This window comes from Mesorhizobium sp. M1295, from assembly GCF_040318135.1.
Classification (GTDB): domain Bacteria; phylum Pseudomonadota; class Alphaproteobacteria; order Rhizobiales; family Rhizobiaceae; genus Mesorhizobium.
Map to the genome: position 1 here is coordinate 72,436 of NZ_JAMYLU010000022.1, position 19,551 is coordinate 91,986.

The following is a 19,551-nucleotide window of genomic DNA, read 5'->3' on the forward strand; positions in this document are numbered from 1 at the left end:
CGATGTCCAGCCTTCGCCCATCACCGATCACGCCGAGCGTCGATTTCGAGCGCGACGGCGTGCAGCACGGTTTCTTGCGCCTGCCTTACAGCCGTGACGATTCCGCCTGGGGATCGGTGATGATCCCGATCTGCGTCATCCGCAACGGCAACGGGCCGAGTGCATTGCTCACCGGCGGTAATCATGGCGACGAATATGAGGGGCCGCTGGCGCTTTACGATCTCGCCCGCACGCTCGATCCGAGGCAGGTCAGCGGCACGGTCATCATCGTGCCGGCGATGAATTATCCGGCGTTCCGCGCCGGCACGCGCACCTCGCCGATCGACAAGGGCAATCTCAACCGCAGCTTTCCCGGCCGGCCCGACGGTACGGTGACCGAGAAGATCGCCGATTATTTCCAGCGCGAACTTCTGCCGCGCACCGACATCGCGCTCGATTTCCATTCCGGCGGCAAGACGCTCGACTTCGTGCCGTTCTGCGCCGCCCATATCCGGCCCGACAAGGTGCTGGAAGAGAAGGGGTTCGCTGCGGTTGAAGCTTTCTCGGCACCCTGGTCGATGAAGATGCTGGAGATCGACGCGGTCGGCATGTTCGACACTGCCGCCGAAGAGATGGGCAAGCTGTTCATCACCACCGAGCTCGGCGGCGGCGGAACTTCGCGCGCGGAAACGGTGCGGATCGCGCGTCGCGGCATGCTCAATGTGCTGCGCCATGCCGGCATCGTCGCCGGCGCGGTCGAGATGCAGCCGACCCGCTGGCTCGACATGCCATCGGGAGATTGCTTCTCGTTCGCCGAGGACGACGGGATGATCGAAACCATGATCGATCTCGGCGAGCCGGTGGCAGAAAACCAGGTGCTGGCGCGCATCCATTCGATCGGCCGCACCGGGGGCGCTCCGCAGGAGATCCGGGCCAAAATGTCCGGTCTGTTGGCGGCGCGTCATTTCCCCGGATTGGTCAAGGCTGGCGACTGTGCCGCCGTGGTGGCCGTGCTGGTCGATTGAGGCTAGGAAGCCGATGTCGGAAACGGCTCGGCCTTGCCTTTGGCGCGGTCGCCGATGGCAAAGACGGCGCTCGCCTCGCTGACGATCGAGACATGATCCTTGGCGGCTGTTCCGGCGGCCGTACTGTCGCCGCGCATGATTGCGGTAACGATGGCGTCATGCTCCTGCCACGACTGGGCCAGCCGGCCGGGCAGCATGAATTGCGCGCGCCGGAACGGCGCCAGACGGCTGCGGGTCATGACGGTCAGTTCATAAATGTGCTTGCTGTGGGCGCCGCGATAGAGCCGGGTGTGGAACCCGGTGTTGAAAAGCTCATACTCTTCTTCGGCCCCGAGCTGCACAAAGCGCGCGGAGGCTTGATGCTCAGCCTCCAGCGTGCGGCGCTCGCCGGCGGTCATGCGCTCGGCCGAGAACCGCGCGCAGATCGCTTCGAGCTCGGCCATGCTCTCGAACATCGAGGCGAGGTGCTCCTGCGTCATCACCGCGACGGTGGCGCCGCGGTTGGGCCGCCTTTCGACCAGTCCCATGGCACTGAGCCGGCTGAGCGCTTCCCGGATCGGCGTACGTGAGACGTCGAAGCGGGCGGCGAGCGAGGCTTCGTCGAGTTTTTCGCCGGGACGCAGGAAACCGGTGACGATCCGGTCGCTGATCGCCCTCACCATCTGATCGACGGTCGTGCCCGACCTGATCAAATTGCGCTTTGCCGACACGTCTCCTCCGTCCAGTCTCTTCGCGCAGCCATAAGCCACGCACCGGCTTCGATTCCTCCGCAGCTCTGTATGCCTATGTTTTAGCCTTCATGTCAAATTGGCCGTTTTAGAGGCAAAAAGTGTATGCAATTGCTCCGGCTTTGTGCAGGCCACATCGGCACACTCGTTGATATTGCTGAATAAATCCCATTTCTGAAACTGGCACGCTGATTGCATACACTTCTTTCATTGAGGTGTTAACCGGCCCCAAAGGCCCCATAGAGGGAGCATTCACATGACCGAGCGATTCATGCTTAGCCGCCGCGACCTGCTCAAGACTTCCGCCGCCGGAGCGGCGCTCGGTCTTGCGTCCGCATCGTTTCCGATCAGCAGGGCCTTCGCCGCGACCGCAACCGTCGGCTTCATCTATGTCGGGCCAAAGGACGATTACGGCTACAACCAGGCGCATGCCGAAGGCGCCGCCACGCTGAAGGGGATCGAAGGCATTTCCGTCGTCGAAGAGGAGAACGTGCCGGAGACGGTCGACGTGCAGAAGACGATGGAATCGATGATCAATCTCGACGGTGCGTCGCTGATCTTCCCGACCTCGTTCGGCTATTTCGATCCGCATATGCTGGCCATGTGCGCGAAATTCCCCGACGTGCAGTTCCGTCATTGCGGCGGCATGTGGAACAAGGACAAGCATCCGATGAATGCCGGTTCCTATTTCGGCTATATCGGCATGGGCCAGTATCTGAACGGCGTCGTCGCCGGCCACACCAGCAAAACCAAGAAGCTCGGCTTCGTCGCGGCAAAGCCGATCCCGCAGGTGCTGCTCAACATCAATTCCTTCCTGCTCGGCGCGCGCTCGGTCGACCCGACCATCACCTGCCAGGTGATCTTCACCGGCGAGTGGTCGCTGGCGGTCAAGGAGGCGGAGGCCACCAATGCGCTGGTCGACCAGGGCGCCGACGTCATCACCTGTCATGTCGACAGCCCCAAGGTGGTGGTCGAGACGGCGGCCGGACGTGGCGCCTTCGTCTGCGGCTATCATGCCAACCAGAGCCCGCTGGCGCCGGAGAAATACCTGACCGGCGCGGAATGGAACTGGGCCAAGGTCTACAAGATGTTCGTCGACGATCTGGTGGCCGGCACGCCGCTCCCCAATTTCACACGCGGTGGCCTGGCAGACGGCTTCGTCAAGATGAGCCCGCTCGGCCCCGCCGTCGGCGATGCCGCCCGCAAGCAGTTCGACGGCACGCTGGCCGAAATGATGAAAGGCGGATTTTCCGTCATCAAGGGTCCGCTGAAGAGCAACAAGGGCGTCGTCGTCGCGACCGAGAGCCAGGCCTTCGTCGAGACCGCGCTCGAGCTCGAAAGCATGGACTACCTCGTCGAGGGCGTGGTCGGTTCGACCGCCTGAACCGGATCGGAGACGGGGCCATGGCAGACACGGTCAGTACCGCGAGCGCACCAGCGCTGTTTGGCGCCAGGAATTATCCGGCGGCACTCGAATGGGTGGCACGGCGGGCGGAAGCCTTCGTCATACCGCTCGCGGCGCTGATCGTCGGCATGGCGCTGTTCAGCCTGTTCATCGCGCTGGTCGGCAAATCACCGGTGCAACTCTACGTGACGATGTGGCGCGGCGGCTTCGGCTCCTGGTTCTCGATCCAGAACTCGCTGTCGCGGGCCGCACCGCTTTTGCTGGCAGCGCTCTGCGTGGCGCTGCCGGCTCGGCTCGGCCTCGTCGTCATCGGCGGCGAAGGCGCGATTGTGCTGGGCGGCGTTGCCGCCGCCGCCATCGGCGTCGCGGCGAATGGCGCGCCGGCTTTCGTGGTCATCCTGTTGATGGGCGTGGCGGGCGTGGTCGCCGGCGGCATCTGGATAGGTGCCGTCGGCGCACTCCGCCACTACCGCGCCGTCAACGAAACCATATCCAGCCTGCTGATGGCCTATATCGCCATCGCGCTGATGAACCATCTGGTCGAAGGGCCGCTGCGCGATCCGGCCTCGCTCAACAAACCCTCGACCGAGCCGCTGGCGGATGCCTACCGCATCGGCAACATTCCAGGCATGGACGTGCACTGGGGCCTTGTCGTCGGCATCGTCGCCTGCGTCCTGTCCTGGCTGTTGATCGAAAAGACGCGCTGGGGGTTTGCCGCCCGCATTGCCGGCGGCAATGTCAGGGCGGCCCAGGTGCAAGGGCTTGCCGTCGGCCCGCTGATCGTCGGCTTTACCGGGCTCGCCGGCGGCTTTGCCGGACTGGCCGGCATGCTGGAAGTCGGCGCCGTGCAAGGCAGCGCCAACGCCTCGCTCGCCGCCGGCTACGGCTATACCGGCATCCTCGTCGCCTTCCTCGCCCGCCACAATCCGCTCGCCATCATCCCGGTCGCTTTCCTGCTCGGCGGCATCGGCGCTTCCGGCGGGCTGATCCAGCGCCGCATGGACCTGCCCGACGCCACCGTGCTGGTGCTGCAAGGCATGCTCTTCGTGGTCATCCTGTTCAGCGAAACCTTTTACGGCCGCTTCAAGGTTTTCAATCCCGATCTGTGGAAGAGGGGCTCCTGATGGACGCGACCGAGATCGGCCTGTGGGGCGTGCCGCTCGCCATTCTCGGCGGCGCCATCCGCGTCTCGACGCCGTTCATCTTCGTGTCGCTCGGCGAAGCCATCACCGAGCGCTCCGGCCGCATCAATCTCGGCCTCGAAGGCACGCTGGTCTTCGGCGCAATGACCGCCTATGCGGTAGCAGTGGTGACCGGCTCGCCATGGCTCGGCGTGCTGGCTGCCGCCGGTGCCGGTCTTTGCTTCGGGCTGTTCCATGGCTGGATCTGCAAATTCCGCGGGGTTAACGACATCGCCATCGGCATCGCGCTGATGCTGTTCGGCTCGGGTCTCGCCTTCTTCTTCGGCAAGCCGTTCATCCAGCCCTCGGCGCCAGACCTGCCGGCCATCGCCTTCGGTGGCTGGTCGAATATTCCGCAGGTGCAGGCGGCGCTCAACGTCAACGTGCTGTTCCTGATCGGGGCCGCACTTGCGCTGTTCCTGTGGTGGGCCTTCCGTAACACCCGCGCCGGCCTGATCGTACGCGTCGTCGGCGACAGCTCCGATGCGGCGCGCGCCATGGGCCTCAATCCCAACACCGTGCGCCTGCTTGCGACAGGCGTCGGCGGCGCGCTCGCCGGCATCGGCGGCGCCTATCTGTCGCTCTATTACCCCGGCAGCTGGACCGAACGCATCTCGTCGGGGCAGGGGCTGATGGCGGTGGCGCTGGTCATCTTCGCACGCTGGAACCCGCTCGGCTGCTTTGCCGCGGCACTGTTGTTCGGCGGCGCCGGGGCGCTAGGCCCGGCGTTGCAATCGGTCGGGGTAACGCAGGGCTACTATCTCTTCTACGCCGCACCTTACATCCTCACGCTCATCATCATGATCGCCACCTCGTCGCCGAGCCGCTCGCTTGCCGGCGCGCCGGGCGAGTTGTCGATCACCAAATGACTGGAGTTTTCCCGATGAACGCCAGAGCCGAGATCACCCAGCGCTACATCGACGCCGACCCTTATCCATGGCCCTACAATGGCGAGCTGCGGTCGGACAATACGGCTCTGATCATCATCGATATGCAGACCGATTTCTGCGGGCCGGGCGGCTATGTCGATCATATGGGCTACGATCTTTCGCTGGTGCGGGCGCCGATCGAGCCGATCAAGTCGGTGCTTGCAGCCATGCGGGCCAAGGGCTACACCATCATCCACACGCGCGAGGGCCACCGGCCCGATCTCGCCGACCTGCCGGCCAACAAGCGCTGGCGCTCACGCCGCATCAATGCCGGCATTGGCGACCCCGGACCTTGCGGGCGCATCCTGGTGCGCGGCGAACCAGGCTGGGATATCATCCCCGACCTCTATCCGGCGGCGGGCGAACCGATCATCGACAAGCCGGGCAAGGGCTCGTTCTGCGCCACCGATCTGGAGCTGATCCTGCACCAGCGCGGCATCGAAAACATCGTGCTGACCGGCATCACCACCGATGTCTGCGTCCACACGACCATGCGCGAGGCCAATGATCGCGGCTTCGAATGCGTGATGCTTGAGGACTGCTGCGGCGCGACCGACTACGGCAACCATCTCGCCGCGATCAAGATGATCAAGATGCAGGGCGGCGTGTTCGGCGCGGTGTCGAGCTCGGCGTCCTTCGTCGCGCAGCTGCCGTGAGGGGGCGATCTTGAGCGGAACCATCGTCAAGAAAGCCGTCGGCGTCGAGACTATCGGCATGACCATGCGCTTCGGCGCCTTCACCGCGCTGGACGATGTCTCGATCAAGGTGCCAGCGGGATCATTCCATGCGCTGCTCGGCGAAAACGGTGCCGGCAAGTCGACGCTGGTCAAATGCATGATGGGTTTTTACCGCCCGACCGCCGGCGACATGCTGGTCGATGCCCGCGAGGTCGCGATAGCCAGCCCGAAGGATGCCTCGGCGCTCGGGCTAGGCATGGTCTATCAGCATTTTACCCTCGTCCCGTCGCTGACCGGTGCGGAAAACCTGGTCATTTCCCGCGAGAAAGTGCCGGGCGTCATCGACTGGCGCAAGGAGCGCGCCGCACTTGCGCAATTCATGCAGCGGATGCCGTTCAAGCTGCCGCTCGACGTCAAGGTGGCGGAACTTGCGGCCGGCGAGAAGCAGAAGCTCGAAATCGTCAAGCAGCTCTATCTCGGCCGCAGTTTCCTGGTGCTCGACGAGCCGACTTCGGTGCTCACCCCTGGCGAGGCACAGGAAGTGCTTGGCCTGGTGCGCGACATGACCAGGACAGGCGACCTCACCGTGCTGATGATCTCGCACAAATTCCACGAGGTGACGGCCTTTGCCGACGACATCACCGTGTTGCGCAAGGGCAGGCTGACCGGAACCGGAAAGGTCTCCGAACTTTCGCACAAGCAGATGGCGGCGATGATGATCGGCGACCAACCGATTGCAGCACTCGACAGTCGCGCTCCGGTGCCGGCCGGCGCCAGGCAGGTGCTGACGGTAAAGTCGCTGAAGGCGCCTGACCGCACCGGCTTGAAAAGCATCGACATCGGCGAGCTCGACGTGAAGTCCGGCGAGATCGTCGGCATCGCCGGCATCTCCGGCAACGGCCAGAAGGAGTTTCTCGAAGTCCTTGCCGGACAGCGGGCACGCAATGCGGGCGACGTTCTGGTGAAAGGCTCGCCCTATGGTGCCAGCCGCAGCGAGGCGCGCACGCTCAATGTCCGCTTCATTCCGGAGGAGCCATTGCGCAATGCCTGCGCACCGCGGATGACGGTGGCCGAAAACATGGCCTTCCGGACCTTCGACCTCAACGAGGCCGGCAAGCCGGTCAACTGGATCAGGATGAGCGCGATCAGGGACTACGCGGCCCGTCTTGTCGAACAGTTCAAGGTCAAGACGGCCTCGCTCGCTTCGCCGATTTCATCATTGTCGGGCGGCAATGTGCAGCGCGCGGTGCTGGCGCGGGAACTGACCGGCGAGGTCGATTTGCTCATCGTGTCGAACCCCTGCTTCGGCCTCGACTTCTCCGCCGTCGCCGAAATACGCGCCCGCATCATGAAGGCGCGCAATGCCGGTGCTGCAGTGCTTTTGATGTCGGAGGACCTCGACGAGCTGCTTGAGCTCTCGGACCGCATCTTCGTCATGTCGGATGGCGCGCTGGTCTACGAGACGCCGATCGCGCAGGCGAGCGTGCAGACGATCGGCGAGCACATGGCGGGACATCATTGATGGCGGAGATCGAGGCGCTGCCGTTCCCGTTTGCCTTCAAGCCTGAGGCGATGGCGCTGGTCGTCATCGACATGCAGCGCGATTTCGCCGAGCCCGGCGGCTTCGGCGCCAGCCTCGGCAACGACGTCAGCCGGATCACGGCGATCGTGCCGACGGTGAAAAGGCTGCTCGAAGGGTTTCGCGCCGCTGGCCTGCCGGTGATCCACACGATGGAGTGCCACAAGGCAGATTTTTCGGATCTGCCGCCGGCCAAGCGCAATCGCGGCAATCCGTCGATCCGCATCGGCGATATCGGTCCCATGGGTCGCGTGCTGATCGTCGGCGAACCGGGAACGGCGATCCTCGATGAACTTGCACCATTGCCTGGCGAGATCGTCATCGAAAAACCCGGCAAGGGCGCGTTCTATGCCACCAGCTTCGGCGATGACCTCAAGCGGCTCGGCGCACAGCAACTGGTCTTTGCCGGGGTGACGACGGAGGTCTGCGTGCAGACGACGATGCGCGAGGCCAACGACCGCGGCTATGAATGCCTGCTGGCGGAGGATGCGACGGAGAGCTATTTTCCGGAGTTCAAGACGGCAGCCCTTGCCATGATCAGGGCGCAGGGCGCGATCGTCGGCTGGACGGCGACAACGGACCAGGTGCTCGAGGGAATTTCCAATGCCTAACATTGCATACCAGGCCCTCATCCAAGGGGGCTGGCGTGATCTGCCATTCGAGCCTTTTCGCGAAGGCATCACGGTGCATTGGCTGCTCAAGGGGGGATCGACGGAACCGTCGGTCGCGATTCTCAACTACCGGGCGGGCGCCGGCGTGCCGCGTCACCGCCACGCCGGGCTGGAAACGATCATCGTGCTGGAAGGCTCGCAGAGCGACGAGAACGGCGATTATGCAGCGGGCAGTGTGATCCTGAACCCGGTTGGAACCGAGCATTCGGTGTGGACAAAAGACGGCTGCGTCGTACTCATCCAGTGGAACCTGCCGGTCGTCATTCAGGGCGAGGCCGAATGAGCGACATCCGCTTCGACATAGCGAGCCTGCACGCCGCCTATCAGGCCGGCCTCAGTATTGGCGATATGATCGATACGGTCCATGCGCGGCTCGCGGCGGCCGATGACCCGGGCATCTTCATCCATCTGGCGAGCAGGGCGGAGATGCTTGCCGAGGCGGAAAAGCTCGGCCCGTTCGATCCGTTGGCAAAGCCACTGTGGGGCGTTCCGTTCGCGGTCAAGGACAACATCGATGTTGCCGGCATGCCGACCACGGCGGCCTGCGCGGAATATGCCTACTTGCCGGCGAACGACGCCACCGTCGTCGCGCGGCTCAAGGCCGCCGGCGCGCTGGTCGTCGGCAAGACCAATCTCGACCAGTTCGCTACCGGCCTGGTCGGCGTGCGCACGCCCTATCCAATCCCGAGGAATGCGATCGACCCGACACTGGTGCCGGGCGGCTCCTCATGCGGCTCGGCCGTGGCGACGGCGCGTGGCATCGTCTCGTTCGCGCTCGGCACCGACACCGCCGGTTCGGGCCGCATACCCGCCGGCCTCAACAACATCGTCGGGCTGAAGCCGAGCGTCGGCGCGCTGTCGGCCGCCGGCGTCGTGCCGGCCTGCCGCACGCTCGACTGCGTCTCCGTCTTCGCACTCAACGTCGACGACGCCTACAGCGTGTTCGAGGTCGCGGCGGCGAAGGACGACGCCGATCCCTATTCACGTGACCTCGGCATCCAACCGCTTGCCGCGCGCCCACCGGTGCTGACGGTTGGCGTGCCGGCCAAGGCCGATCGGACGTTCTTCGGCGACCAGGCGATGCAGGCGGGCTTCGAGGCCGCTCTTGCCTCGCTGGAGACGCTGGGCTGCAGGCTGGTCGAAATCCCGTTCGGCGATTTCTACGCCACCGCCAATCTGCTTTACGAGGGCGCCTGGGTGGCCGAGCGTTACACCGCGATCAGGGACTTCATGGATGCCAACGAGGCGGCCATGCATCCGGTGACGCGGCAGATCATCGGCGGTGCGCGAAAACTTTCCGCAGCGGACGCCTTCAACGGGCTCTATGCCTTGCAGGCCTACAAGGCCAAGCTTGCGCCGGTTATCGCCTCGGTCGATCTTTTCTGTGTGCCGACCGCGCCGACGCATTACACAGTCGAAGCGGTGTTGGCTGACCCTATCGTCACCAACAGCCGGCTCGGCACCTACACCAACTTCGTCAATCTGCTCGACATGTGCGGCATCGCCGTGCCGACCGGAACCCGCAGCGACGGTTTGCCGATGAGCGTCACCTTGCTTGCCGCGGCGGGCAAGGACCATCTGACGGCGTCGCTTGCGCGCGATGTCCATGCGGCAAGCGGCCTTGCGCTGGGCGCTACCGGCTGGCCGCTGCCGCCGCGTGGCGATATCCGCGTGGACGTGGATGAAGGCACGATCGAGCTGGCCGTGGTCGGCGCGCATCTATCGGGGATGGCGCTGAACGGCCAGTTGCAGCAGCTCGGCGCGATTTTCGCCCGGGCTGCGAGAACGGCGCCGCTCTACCGGCTTTACGCACTCGCCGGCCAGTCGGTGTCGAGACCGGGGCTCGAGCGCACCTGCAATGGCAAGGGCACAGCCATCGAGGTCGAAGTCTGGCGGCTGTCGCCGCAAGCCTTCGGTCGCTTCGTCGCGGCGATCCCGCCGCCGCTCGGCATCGGGACGCTTCTGCTCGACGACGGAACTTCGCCGAAAGGCTTCCTCGTTGAAAGTGCCGGCCTTACCGATGCAGAAGAGATTTCGCATTTCGGCGGCTGGCGCAATTTCATGGCGGATCAGCAGCTGCGGAGCTGACGCCATCACTCGACCTTTTGCCGGAACTTCGAGTGGCAGCTCGAGCAATCCTGCAAGATGAGATGCAGGAGGTGCTCCGCCGGCAATTTGGCGGGATCGGCTTCCGCCGTCCCCGGTCGCTTGCCAAGCAGGCTGCCACCGCCCATCGCCGGGCCGGAACCCATTCTCATGTCGTCGGTAATGCGCGGCGGCACCCGCTCGGCGTCGGAGGCCAGGGCGCTGGCCAGCGTCCCGATGTGGCGAGCCAGCCCTTCGAACTCCGCGCGGGCAGGGTCGATATCCAGCTTGGCGCCTGAAGGCGCACCCAATGTCGCGCTGGGGAATTCGGCAATGAGGGAAGGGCCGGTGCGGGCGCGGATGGCCTCGGCCGCCGCTTTGAAAGCCGCGGCGTCATACGCCCGCTTGCCGTCGAACATCCCGGCGATCGCCTTTGCCGCCGCAGCCATTTCCTTCATCGAGGCCTGGCGAGCCTCGATGACCGCATCACGGCTCGAATGGGCGGCAGCGAGCACGACAGAGACGCAGGCAAGCGACAGCACTGTTAGAGCGGCTGCGAGCCTCACTGGGCCACGCCTTGTCCCGCCAACTCGTCGATGATCGGGCACTCCGGCCGCTCGTCGCCGTGGCAGTGACTGACCAGATGGTGAAGCAAGCCGCGCAATCCGACCAGTTCGGCGATCTTCCTGTCGATCTCCACCAACTTGGCTTTCGCGATCGCCTTCACGTCAGCGCTGTCACGTTCCCTGTCTTGGTACAGCGAGAGCAACTGGCGGCATTCGTCGACCGAAAACCCCAGGCTTCGCGAGCGCTGCAGGAAGCGCAGCCGGTGAATATCGGCCGTCGAGTAATCGCGATAGCCATTGTCTGTCCGGGCCGGGTGCAAGAGCCCGATGTCCTCGTAGTAGCGGATCGTCTTGGCCGGTAGGCCGGATTTTTCGGATGCGACGCCGATGTTCATATCGGAAATCTCCTTTATCGGAGGAAATAGACCTTCCAGTAGATGGAAGGTCAACATGATGTGGCGATTTTGGATGCCCGACGCAACCGCCCGCCGGCTCCAACCGTTTGCCTGCCAACAGCGCATACTGAACCTTCGGGAAGAAATCAGTTTTCGGAAACGTTTATCGAACAGCGCTCAAACTCGGCGCCCGGCACCAGGTACCGATCAGCAAGGACCCTCCGGCGGCACGTTACGCCGTGCAGACGCCGAGGAGATAGAACATGCCCGTCAAGGCCTATATCAACCGGATCGCGACAGCGGTGCCGGAGCACGAGGTTCATCAATTCTACCTGCGTTTCGCGGCCTCGATGCTCGCGGCCGATCGCCGGAGGATCTTCGAACGCATGGCCGATCTTGCCGGCATCGAGCACCGCTATTCCTGCTTTGCGCCGGCGTCCGATCCCGAAGGACCATCCGCCGACCTGGCCGGGACCTTCATTCGGGGCGCGTTTCCCGGAACGGCCATGAGAATGGCGATGTTCGACGATGCCGCACCTGTTCTGGCGCAAAAGGGCATCGACGGATTGCAACTTGGCGGCGACGCTTCCCGCATCACCCATCTTATCGTCACTACCTGCACCGGTTTTTCGGCGCCGGGCATCGATCTCGAGCTGGTTGCGCGTTGCGGGCTGCCGAACGGGGTCGAACGCACGATGATCGGTTTCATGGGTTGCTACGCGGCGATCAACGGCCTCAAGCTGGCGCGTCACATCGTCCGCTCCGACCCGCAGGCCAAGGTCCTGCTGGTCAATATCGAGCTCTGCACGATGCACCTGCGTCAAACCACCGAACTGGAAAAACTGCTGTCGTTCTGCCTCTGGGGAGACGGCTGTGCGGCTGCGCTCATCACTTCCGAGCCGCTCGGCATCGAGCTCGATAGCTTTCACTGTCTGGTGGCGAGGGAGCGGCGGGATCTGATGCGCTGGAATATTCGCGACCACGGATTCGAAATGGTTCTTTCCGGCCAAGTGCCGGCAGCGATTCATGAAGCGTTGCGGAGCAACCAGGCCGCCATCCTCGGTGGCCGGCCGACCGAGGCGATCGACCTTTGGGCCGTGCACCCGGGTGGGCGTTCGGTGCTCGATGCCGTCGAAAGGGCTCTGGAACTGGAGCCCACCGCGCTGGAACCATCGCGCGCGGTGTTGCGCCAATACGGGAACATGTCGTCGGCGACCGTCATGTTCGTGATGAAAGAGATGCTGAAGGCGCCTGCCGGCCTGCTCGGCTGCGGCATGTCGTTCGGACCCGGGCTGACGGCCGAAACCATGCTCTTTCGAACGGTGTCATGAGCGGCCTGGAGCATCGGCAGCTTGCGCCGGAAATCCTTGACGGCCTTGCGGCCGACGATCCGCGAGCGCTGACCGCGCGCCGCGACCTTCGGCGCATCAATATGCTGATGTTTCAGGTGCCGATCATGACGTCGTTGCTCAGGAGGTTTGTGCCAAAGCCGCCACGCCGCATTCTGGAGATCGGCGCCGGCGATGGCTCCTTCATGCTGGCGGTGGCGCGGCGCATGGCCAGGCATTGGCCTGGGGTCGAACTGATGATGCTCGACCGCGTCAGCCTCGTCACCGCGCAATTGCGCGGCGATTTTGACAGGCTGGGATGGAAGGCTGAAGGGATCACCGCCGATGTCTTCGACTGGGCAGGAAAGATCGAGGGCGCACGGTTCGACGCCGTCACGGTCAATCTGTTCCTGCATCATCTCGACGATGCGCAGCTCGTGCGTCTGTTTTCGCTGATCAGGCCGAAAGCCCCGTTGCTGCTGGCGACTGAGCCGTTGCGGGCGAAACTGGCGCTGGCCGCGACCCGTCTTCTCCCGGCAATCGGCGCCAATGACGTCACACGAAACGATGCGGCGCAAAGCGTGCGTGCCGGCTTTCGCGGCAGCGAGCTTTCCGGTCTCTGGCTTGCGGCCAACGGCAAACCGGTCGAGGAGCGGCGCGCCGGCCTCTTCTCCCACATCTTCGTCGGCGCCAGTGCCGGCAGCGACTCATGACGCGATTGTCGACTCATGACGCGATCGTCATCGGTGCCGGCCCGGCGGGGACGTCCGTCGCGCTCACGCTGGCCCGGCGCGGATGGGCCGTGGCAATTGTGGAAAAGACCGCATTTCCGCGCCGCAAGGTCTGCGGCGAATACATCTCGGCAAGCAATCTTGCGCTTCTCGACCAGCTGGAGATCGGCGATGCCTGGCGTACCGATGCCGGCCCCGAAATCCGCCGCGTCGGTTTGTTTTCCGGCGAAACCTGCGTCGAGGCGGCAATGCCACGTGCAGGAGCTGGGCCTCCTGCAAAAGACGGCTTCGGCCGGGCACTCGGCCGGGACATTCTCGACTCTCTGCTTTTGCAGACGGCGCGATCGGCGGGTGTCGAAATCTTCCAGCCCTGCCGCGCCGTCGCCATCGACCGGGACGGCGAGATGCAAAGGGTACGAATTCAAGCCGGGGACGAAACGGCGATGTTGCGCGCCCCGGTGATTGTCGCCGCACACGGCTCGTGGGAACCCGGCCCATTGCCCAGCCAGCTCGCAAAGGCCAACCGGCCGTCGGACCTGCTCGGCTTCAAGGCGCATTTCACCGGGTCGTCGCTGGCGCCGGATTTGATGCCGCTGCTGGCCTTCCCCGGCGGCTATGGCGGCATGGTCTCGGCCGATCATGGCCGGTTGTCGATCTCGTGCTGCATTCGGCGCGATATGCTGGCGCGGTTGCGTAAACAACATGACCCGAAACACCGGAGCCATGTGCCGGCCGCCGATGCGGTCTCCCGCCACCTCATGGACTCATGCCGGGGCGTGAGGGACGCTCTGGAGCCGGCTCTCCTCGACGGTCCGTGGCTTGCCGCGGGTCCGATCCGGCCGGGAATTCGCTCGTGCTACGAAGGGGACATCTTCCGCGTCGGCAATGCAGCCGGAGAGTCTCATCCTGTTATCGCCGAGGGTATCTCGATGGCGCTGCAGTCCGGCTGGCTGCTGGCTTGCGAACTCGCATGCGCGCCAGGTGGCCGAGCAGGGCGCGAGGCTGCCGCCAAGCGCTATGAGGCGGCCTGGAAAAGACTGTTTTCGACACGGGTCTACGCTGCCGCGGCCCTTGCCGGAATTGCCCTTCGCCCCGGCAGCGCCACCTTGATGGCGGCGATCGTCCGGAATTTCCCGCAGACACTGACACTGGGCGCGCAACTGAGCGGCAAGACCAAGCGGGTTCCCGGCTTTGCCTGACGAGTGACGCGGCGTCGTGCTGCCCTGGTCGCCTTACATGCCACCGCCACAGTTGGCAGCAGCTGGCTCCTTCTCCCCGGAATTTGTCATCGCATAGTCGTATACCTGACTGCGTCCGCGGCTTCAGGTTCGCAGGTATTTGACCAAGGCTGCAATCGCGAGCAAGAGGGCGACGAACACCAGGACCCAGACGAGTGCCATGCCGCCCATCATCCACGTATCCATTGGACCATTCATCATTGCAATCACCTTTACGGTCAGTGAAGGCCCGCCTTCGTCGGTAAGCATCGGCGACTGCGAAGGCAATTAGCTCGCCGGGGACTTCGGTCAAGACGACCAGGAAACCGATCGGCCGCCTGTCGCCTTGTCCCGCCAACCGGAAGTGTCCTGTCCTTTCCGTCTCACATACCTCCGCCGCAGCCGTCCGAGAGATCCCAGACGTCGACGACCTGCTTGCCGGTGAAACCTTGCTCGCGGATCAGGAACTTCGCCAATCCGCCATACACTTTCCAGCGCCAGCATTGGCAGCAGCAAGGGCCTTTCTCGTTGGAATTGGCCATCGCATAGTCATAGGCCTGCTGCTCGTCGCCGGAGAGTTTCACATCGTAGTAGGGCATCATCTTCTGTGCGATGCCGGCCGGAATATCGTACGGATCGTTCGGGATCATCGCGATCTCGCGGTACCTGGCCAAACCGTTCACCTGCTCGGCATAGCGCTTTGTCTCCATTGGGCTGCAGCACGAGCCCGTGATCCGCGACATCGCCGGCATGGTCGCAATCGACTCCGTGAACTTGGCCGAACACGTGCTGTTGCCGTTCTGGCTGAGATATTTGAAGCGGCGCACCAGATCGGAATCCTCCGCGGCGATCGTCAAATCCGGCCCCTTGAGCAAGCCGACGACCGCAGCGACGCCAAAGGCGCTGCCCAGAACAACCGTCCGTCGGGTTGGATGGCATATCCGGCTCATTTGCTGTTCCTCGCTTGCTCGATCAGTTTCTTCATCGTTGCGAGGTCGGTCGCGCCGGGGAAAATCTGCTCGCCAACGACGAAGCTTGGCGTTCCACTGATCTTCAGCGCCTGTGCCAGTTGCGTATTCCGGTCGATCGACGCCTGGATATCGGGCCGCTGCATGTCGGTCTTCAGCTTAGCCACATCGAGACCGACGTCGGCAGCAACCTTCAGCACGACCGCTTCGGTCACCCGCGTCTTCACCGCATACAAGGCCTTGTGGAATGCCATGTACTTGCCCTGGCGCATTGCGGCGAGAGCCGCCTTGGAAGCAAATACGGAATCCGTGCTGAGGATCGGGAATTCCTTGTAGACGATTTTGAGCTGCGGATCGTCGGCCACGGCTTGCGCCAGGATCGGCGCAACCTGGCGGCAATAGGGGCAGTTGTAGTCAAAGAACTCGACCATGATGACGTCGCCTTCGGCGTTGCCGCCGACCGGGCTCGCCGGGTCCCGGAAGATATCGTCGGCCTTGGCCGCCAGGGCAGCCTTCGCCTCTTTTGCCGCGGCCTCGCGCTGGCGGGCATCGAGGCTCTGCAGCGCCTCCATGACGACCTCGGGATGCGCGAGGATATAATCGTGGATGCGCTGGTCGAACTGGTCCTGGGACATCTCGCCCGCGGCGATCGTCTGACCGTGGAGACCGAGCGCGAGCCAGGCCGTCGCACCGGCCAGGACGAAGGCACGGGCCATTTTGCCGATGGCTCCGCGCCATGAATTGGACTTGTGGATCACAGGGTTCTCCTTCCCTCTGTTTCGCCGGACCGCCGGCATGTGAATGGTGCCTCAGAACATGCCCTTGATCTTCGCCCACCATCCCGTTTCCGGCTCATGGTGCGGGCGCTCGACATTGTTGGTGAGCGCATTGACGAAGGTGACGAGATTGACCGCAGCGAAATTCGGGCCATGGAAATTCGCCCGCCAGCGGCCCTCCTTGTCGATCACATGGGTGACGGTGCCGTGCATCTGATAACCATCGTCCGTCAGTGTGAACTTGTGGCCGAAGGCCTCCGCCAGTCTGCGGGTCGCATCTTCCGGCTGATCCGCCGTCGTGGTCAGGAACAGCCAATTGACGGGGTCGAGCCCGTGCGTCTGCCCGTAGCTGCGCAGCACGTCCGGCGTGTCCCTGGCAGGGTCGGTGGTGATGGTCACAAAGCTGACCTGGCCTCTCATCGGCGTGCCGTTCACCATTTTCTGGACCTCGGCGATCTTCTCGGCATGCAGGGGGCATACATCCGGGCACGATGTGTAGATGAAGTGGAGGACGACCACCTTGCCGCGCAGATCTGCCGTTCGCACGACACGCCCATTGGCGGTGCGCAGCGTGAATTCAGGCGCCGGCTTGTCGATCGTTTGGAAATATTTCTCGTCGCCCTCAAGCATGGTGTCGATTTCGTCGAGCGAGTGGGCTTGCGCCCGATACGAAAAGCCCACGGTCAGCGCCGCAATGGCAATGGCGCCCAGCAGCAAACACCTCCACTCGTTCAAAGCCGACGCAAGGCAGCGAGCCTTCAACCCGGACATATCTGTTCCTTTCTCACTCGGCAGCGATGCGGCTGCCGATGAAGTCGACCATGTCGGGCGCGTCCCATTCGGCCGGCCCAATCAGCCGGCCGATCTCCTTGCCGTCGCGATTGATCAGCAGGGTTGCCGGAAGGCCGACGGAGCCGATGGCGAACATGGCCTTGCCCGAGGCATCGATGTTGAGGGCGAGGTGCTTGATGCCGATCTCGGCAAAGAACTTCTTCACAATCTCAGGACCGGCACGGTCCATGGACAGCGCGACGACCTCGAAATCCGGACCGCCCAGTTTGGCTTGCAGACGATCGAGCGTCGGCATCTCCTTGCGGCAGGGCGCGCACCATGTCGCCCAGATGTTGAGCAGCACGACCTTGCCGTGGAAATCCGCAAGCGTTTTCGGCTTGCCATTGCCATCCTCGAAGCTGATTTCCGGTACGGGGGCGGGCGCCTCGTGAACGACAAAGTTCTGCGGCGGCTCGGCGGCTGCTACCGGCAGCGAAAATGCCAGCAGCATGCCAATCAGGACCATGGCCAGTTTGCTCACAATAGCCTCACTCGGTCGCGTAGACGGTGGGTGCCTTGCCGTCCTTGGTGAAGGCGTAGACGACGAAGGGGCCTTGCTTCTCACCACCCATGCCTGGAGCGCCCGTCGGCATGCCGGCCAGCGTTATGCCGGTGATGGCCGGGCGTTCGGTCAAAAGCTTCTTGACGATCTCGACCGGCACCAGGCCATCGACGACATAGCCGTCGACCATCAGCGTGTGGCAGCCTTCGAGGTCGGCCGGCACGCCGGCATCGCTGCTGATCTGAGAGAGATTGTTGACCGGCTTGATGTCGACCTTGAAGCCGTTGTGCTCGAGATAGTTGGCGTAGGATTCGCAGCAGCTGCATTGCGGGTTCTTGTACATGACCGCGGTGATCGTTGCGGCGAAGGCAGGCAGCGGCGTTGCGATCAACAGGGACAGTGCGGCTAGGCGGTAGGTCAGTTTCATTGCAGTTCTCCTTGGTTGGATAAAACTTTCAGGTCACGCGGAACACTGTCATCAGGCCGGCCATCTGGTGATCGGCGACATGGCAGTGCAGCATCCAGTCACCGGGATTGTCGGCAACGAAGGCGCATTCGATCATGTCCTTGGGGGCGAGCAGCACCGTGTCCTGCCATTGCCGGTGCGGTACCGGCGAGCCGTTGCGCGAAAGCACCGACAGGCTGAAGCCGTGAACGTGCATGGGGTGCCACCAGGCGGTTTCGTTGCGCATGGTGAGACGGCAGGTGGCGCCGCGTTCCAGCGTGAACTGCGGCGCCATGCCCGCATGGCCATCGCCGGTCATCGACATGCCGTTGATTGCCCAGGCGGCGGCGCCGTTCATGCCGGGCATCGCCATGCCCATCATGCCGCCGACGCCGGCCAGCTTGCCTCCGCCCATCATGCCGCCCTGCAGGACGATTTCATGCCGTTCGGCCTTGGCCAGGTCGGGGGCCGGCAACGGATTGGCCGGCAAGCGAAGCGGCGCATCGAGAGGATGATCGCGCAGCGGTGCTCCGGCGTCATAGGCGAGCGCGGTCAGTGAGTAGGCAAGGCCGTCGTAGAACTCATCGATCACCGCGTAGCGCTTGCCCGGGTCGCCCTGCATGTCGAGCACGACATCGATGCGCATGGCGGGCGCAAGCACCAAGCGTCCGCCCTCCGGCTCATGCGGGTCGCAGGGCTGGCCGTCGATGGCGACGATGACCGGACGGTGGTCTTCGAAACGCAAAGCCATGATGCGAGCGAGTGACGCATTGGCCAGCCGCAACCTGACGCGCTCGCCGGCCTTCACGGTCAGGTCGGCCGGCGGTGCACCGTTGACGGTGACGACATTGCCGACGCGGCCCGACATCGCCGCATCCATCATGTTGCCGAAGCCGGCAGCGATTTGCCCATCCTTGGTGAGCCGCCAGTCCTGCAGCAGCCATAGAAGCTCGCGGTCGACGGCGACCGGTTCGGCTTCCTCGACGATGAGTGCGCCGGCCAGCCCGCGGCCGAGCTGCACGAGGCTGTCGGCATGCGGATGGTACCAGAAGGTGCCGGCATCGGGCGGGGTGAACTCGTACACGAAATTTTCGCCCGGCCTGATCGGCGGTTGGGTCAATCCCGGCACGCCATCCATGGCGTTCGGCAGCCGGATGCCATGCCAGTGAACCGTGGTGTCCTCGTCCAGTCCGTTCTCGACTATGATGCGAGCGGGCTGCCCCTGGCGCAAGCGCAGTATCGGGCCGGGGACCGTGCCATCATAGGCCCATACCGGAGTGCGCGGACCATCGGGGCCGGTGAGCCGTGCCTGGCCCGGCGCCACCCTGATCCGGTGTTCGCCGATAGCCAGCGCCAGTGCGGGGCGGATCGGCGCGGAGGCGGCAATGCTTGCCGCCGCAAGCAGGAATTTGCGGCGCGTTATGAACGGACTTGAAACGGAATTCACCCTTGTGACCCCTGCGGTAACCGACGGCGAACATCGCGACGTCGATTGGATTGCTGCCGCGTCCGCCGCGCAGTACGCGCAACCGG

22 protein-coding genes are annotated in these 19,551 nt (G+C 64.0%); 12 read left to right on the top strand and 10 right to left on the bottom strand.

What is annotated here, in order from left to right:
* Nucleotides 1-2: 2 nt before the first annotated feature.
* A complete protein-coding gene (doeB, locus tag NKH29_RS25645) occupies nt 3-1,004 on the top strand; it encodes a N(2)-acetyl-L-2,4-diaminobutanoate deacetylase DoeB (RefSeq protein ID WP_023720648.1) in 1,002 nt (333 codons plus the stop codon).
* A 2-nt stretch (nt 1,005-1,006) separates the two neighbouring features.
* Here doeB and NKH29_RS25650 read toward each other — a convergent pair whose 3' ends face one another.
* The gene (locus NKH29_RS25650; protein WP_198030523.1) at nt 1,007-1,666 is read right to left on the bottom strand and encodes a GntR family transcriptional regulator; all 660 of its coding nucleotides are present in this window, start codon (nt 1,664-1,666) and stop codon (nt 1,007-1,009) included.
* 322 nt (nt 1,667-1,988) lie between these two features.
* Between NKH29_RS25650 and NKH29_RS25655 the strand changes: the two genes are divergently transcribed.
* From NKH29_RS25655 to atzF, 8 genes are read left to right on the top strand one after another with little or no spacing between them, the layout of a single operon-like run.
* Complete coding sequence (locus tag NKH29_RS25655; RefSeq protein WP_353000829.1) at nt 1,989-3,116, top strand: BMP family ABC transporter substrate-binding protein; 1,128 nt, start codon at nt 1,989-1,991, stop codon at nt 3,114-3,116.
* Nucleotides 3,117-3,136: 20 nt separating this feature from the next.
* Nucleotides 3,137-4,261: an ABC transporter permease gene (locus NKH29_RS25660; protein WP_023720645.1), complete on the top strand. Its 1,125-nt coding sequence runs from the start codon at nt 3,137-3,139 to the stop codon at nt 4,259-4,261.
* Nucleotides 4,261-5,187 carry an ABC transporter permease gene (locus tag NKH29_RS25665; RefSeq protein WP_023720644.1) on the top strand — a complete coding sequence of 309 codons (927 nt, stop codon included), beginning with the start codon at nt 4,261-4,263 and terminating at the stop codon, nt 5,185-5,187. The genes NKH29_RS25660 and NKH29_RS25665 overlap by 1 nt, the downstream gene beginning before the upstream one ends.
* Nucleotides 5,188-5,201: 14 nt before the next feature.
* The gene (biuH, locus tag NKH29_RS25670) at nt 5,202-5,903 is read left to right on the top strand and encodes a biuret amidohydrolase (RefSeq protein WP_352639441.1); all 702 of its coding nucleotides are present in this window, start codon (nt 5,202-5,204) and stop codon (nt 5,901-5,903) included.
* Nucleotides 5,904-5,913: 10 nt separating this feature from the next.
* Nucleotides 5,914-7,446 carry an ABC transporter ATP-binding protein gene (locus NKH29_RS25675; RefSeq protein ID WP_023720642.1) on the top strand — a complete coding sequence of 511 codons (1,533 nt, stop codon included), beginning with the start codon at nt 5,914-5,916 and terminating at the stop codon, nt 7,444-7,446.
* Nucleotides 7,446-8,114, top strand: a complete 669-nt coding sequence (locus NKH29_RS25680) for a cysteine hydrolase family protein (protein ID WP_023720641.1) — start codon at nt 7,446-7,448, stop codon at nt 8,112-8,114. The genes NKH29_RS25675 and NKH29_RS25680 overlap by 1 nt, the downstream gene beginning before the upstream one ends.
* Nucleotides 8,107-8,457: a cupin domain-containing protein gene (locus NKH29_RS25685; protein WP_023720640.1), complete on the top strand. Its 351-nt coding sequence runs from the start codon at nt 8,107-8,109 to the stop codon at nt 8,455-8,457. Before NKH29_RS25680 ends, NKH29_RS25685 begins: the two co-directional genes overlap by 8 nt.
* Nucleotides 8,454-10,262 (top strand): allophanate hydrolase, encoded by a 1,809-nt coding sequence (gene atzF, locus NKH29_RS25690; RefSeq protein WP_023720639.1) that lies wholly within the window; start codon nt 8,454-8,456, stop codon nt 10,260-10,262. The genes NKH29_RS25685 and atzF overlap by 4 nt, the downstream gene beginning before the upstream one ends.
* Nucleotides 10,263-10,267: 5 nt before the next feature.
* On the opposite strand, the gene NKH29_RS25695 is transcribed toward atzF, so the two are convergent.
* Together NKH29_RS25695 and cueR are read right to left on the bottom strand one after the other, a co-directional pair.
* The gene (locus NKH29_RS25695; RefSeq protein WP_352855734.1) at nt 10,268-10,825 is read right to left on the bottom strand and encodes a cytochrome c; all 558 of its coding nucleotides are present in this window, start codon (nt 10,823-10,825) and stop codon (nt 10,268-10,270) included.
* Nucleotides 10,822-11,220 (bottom strand): Cu(I)-responsive transcriptional regulator, encoded by a 399-nt coding sequence (cueR, locus tag NKH29_RS25700; protein ID WP_031194477.1) that lies wholly within the window; start codon nt 11,218-11,220, stop codon nt 10,822-10,824. The genes NKH29_RS25695 and cueR overlap by 4 nt, the downstream gene beginning before the upstream one ends.
* A gap of 263 nt (nt 11,221-11,483) precedes the next feature.
* Here cueR and NKH29_RS25705 point away from each other — a divergent pair, with 263 nt between their 5' ends.
* From NKH29_RS25705 to NKH29_RS25715, 3 genes are read left to right on the top strand one after another with little or no spacing between them, the layout of a single operon-like run.
* Nucleotides 11,484-12,551: a type III polyketide synthase gene (locus NKH29_RS25705; protein WP_023720636.1), complete on the top strand. Its 1,068-nt coding sequence runs from the start codon at nt 11,484-11,486 to the stop codon at nt 12,549-12,551.
* Nucleotides 12,548-13,261: a methyltransferase domain-containing protein gene (locus NKH29_RS25710; protein WP_023720635.1), complete on the top strand. Its 714-nt coding sequence runs from the start codon at nt 12,548-12,550 to the stop codon at nt 13,259-13,261. The genes NKH29_RS25705 and NKH29_RS25710 overlap by 4 nt, the downstream gene beginning before the upstream one ends.
* The gene (locus tag NKH29_RS25715; protein ID WP_353000831.1) at nt 13,258-14,478 is read left to right on the top strand and encodes an NAD(P)/FAD-dependent oxidoreductase; all 1,221 of its coding nucleotides are present in this window, start codon (nt 13,258-13,260) and stop codon (nt 14,476-14,478) included. Before NKH29_RS25710 ends, NKH29_RS25715 begins: the two co-directional genes overlap by 4 nt.
* A gap of 123 nt (nt 14,479-14,601) precedes the next feature.
* On the opposite strand, the gene NKH29_RS25720 is transcribed toward NKH29_RS25715, so the two are convergent.
* The 7 genes from NKH29_RS25720 to NKH29_RS25750 all read right to left on the bottom strand — a co-directional run bounded on the left by NKH29_RS25720 (nt 14,602) and on the right by NKH29_RS25750 (nt 19,465).
* Nucleotides 14,602-14,766 (bottom strand): hypothetical protein, encoded by a 165-nt coding sequence (locus NKH29_RS25720; protein WP_352589569.1) that lies wholly within the window; start codon nt 14,764-14,766, stop codon nt 14,602-14,604.
* 113 nt (nt 14,767-14,879) lie between these two features.
* Nucleotides 14,880-15,446, bottom strand: coding sequence for a hypothetical protein (locus tag NKH29_RS25725; RefSeq protein ID WP_023720632.1), 567 nt, complete (start codon nt 15,444-15,446; stop codon nt 14,880-14,882).
* Complete coding sequence (locus NKH29_RS25730) at nt 15,443-16,222, bottom strand: DsbA family protein (RefSeq protein WP_352964363.1); 780 nt, start codon at nt 16,220-16,222, stop codon at nt 15,443-15,445. Before NKH29_RS25730 ends, NKH29_RS25725 begins: the two co-directional genes overlap by 4 nt.
* 51 nt (nt 16,223-16,273) lie before the next feature.
* Nucleotides 16,274-17,011 (bottom strand): SCO family protein, encoded by a 738-nt coding sequence (locus NKH29_RS25735; protein ID WP_353000832.1) that lies wholly within the window; start codon nt 17,009-17,011, stop codon nt 16,274-16,276.
* A gap of 13 nt (nt 17,012-17,024) precedes the next feature.
* On the bottom strand, nt 17,025-17,552 hold the full coding sequence (locus tag NKH29_RS25740; RefSeq protein WP_352856420.1) for a TlpA family protein disulfide reductase: 528 nt from the start codon (nt 17,550-17,552) through the stop codon (nt 17,025-17,027).
* Nucleotides 17,553-17,559: 7 nt separating this feature from the next.
* Nucleotides 17,560-18,000, bottom strand: a complete 441-nt coding sequence (locus NKH29_RS25745; RefSeq protein WP_353000834.1) for a DUF411 domain-containing protein — start codon at nt 17,998-18,000, stop codon at nt 17,560-17,562.
* Between the two features lie 28 nt (nt 18,001-18,028).
* Nucleotides 18,029-19,465 carry a multicopper oxidase family protein gene (locus NKH29_RS25750; protein WP_353000836.1) on the bottom strand — a complete coding sequence of 479 codons (1,437 nt, stop codon included), beginning with the start codon at nt 19,463-19,465 and terminating at the stop codon, nt 18,029-18,031.
* Nucleotides 19,466-19,551 lie beyond the last annotated feature (86 nt).

Bases quoted from the DNA above. Each gene is read 5' to 3' on its own strand.
- NKH29_RS25650 (WP_198030523.1), bottom strand. From the start codon at position 1,666: ATGGTGAGGGCGATCAGCGACCGGATCGTCACCGGTTTCCTGCGTCCC.
- NKH29_RS25710 (WP_023720635.1), top strand. From the start codon at position 12,548: ATGAGCGGCCTGGAGCATCGGCAGCTTGCGCCGGAAATCCTTGACGGC.
- NKH29_RS25735 (WP_353000832.1), bottom strand. From the start codon at position 17,011: ATGTCCGGGTTGAAGGCTCGCTGCCTTGCGTCGGCTTTGAACGAGTGG.
- doeB (WP_023720648.1), top strand. From the start codon at position 3: ATGTCCAGCCTTCGCCCATCACCGATCACGCCGAGCGTCGATTTCGAG.
- NKH29_RS25655 (WP_353000829.1), top strand. From the start codon at position 1,989: ATGACCGAGCGATTCATGCTTAGCCGCCGCGACCTGCTCAAGACTTCC.
- cueR (WP_031194477.1), bottom strand. From the start codon at position 11,220: ATGAACATCGGCGTCGCATCCGAAAAATCCGGCCTACCGGCCAAGACG.
- NKH29_RS25685 (WP_023720640.1), top strand. From the start codon at position 8,107: ATGCCTAACATTGCATACCAGGCCCTCATCCAAGGGGGCTGGCGTGAT.
- NKH29_RS25715 (WP_353000831.1), top strand. From the start codon at position 13,258: ATGACGCGATTGTCGACTCATGACGCGATCGTCATCGGTGCCGGCCCG.
- NKH29_RS25725 (WP_023720632.1), bottom strand. From the start codon at position 15,446: ATGAGCCGGATATGCCATCCAACCCGACGGACGGTTGTTCTGGGCAGC.
- atzF (WP_023720639.1), top strand. From the start codon at position 8,454: ATGAGCGACATCCGCTTCGACATAGCGAGCCTGCACGCCGCCTATCAG.
- NKH29_RS25665 (WP_023720644.1), top strand. From the start codon at position 4,261: ATGGACGCGACCGAGATCGGCCTGTGGGGCGTGCCGCTCGCCATTCTC.
- biuH (WP_352639441.1), top strand. From the start codon at position 5,202: ATGAACGCCAGAGCCGAGATCACCCAGCGCTACATCGACGCCGACCCT.
- NKH29_RS25680 (WP_023720641.1), top strand. From the start codon at position 7,446: ATGGCGGAGATCGAGGCGCTGCCGTTCCCGTTTGCCTTCAAGCCTGAG.
- NKH29_RS25745 (WP_353000834.1), bottom strand. From the start codon at position 18,000: ATGAAACTGACCTACCGCCTAGCCGCACTGTCCCTGTTGATCGCAACG.
- NKH29_RS25720 (WP_352589569.1), bottom strand. From the start codon at position 14,766: ATGCTTACCGACGAAGGCGGGCCTTCACTGACCGTAAAGGTGATTGCA.
- NKH29_RS25660 (WP_023720645.1), top strand. From the start codon at position 3,137: ATGGCAGACACGGTCAGTACCGCGAGCGCACCAGCGCTGTTTGGCGCC.
- NKH29_RS25705 (WP_023720636.1), top strand. From the start codon at position 11,484: ATGCCCGTCAAGGCCTATATCAACCGGATCGCGACAGCGGTGCCGGAG.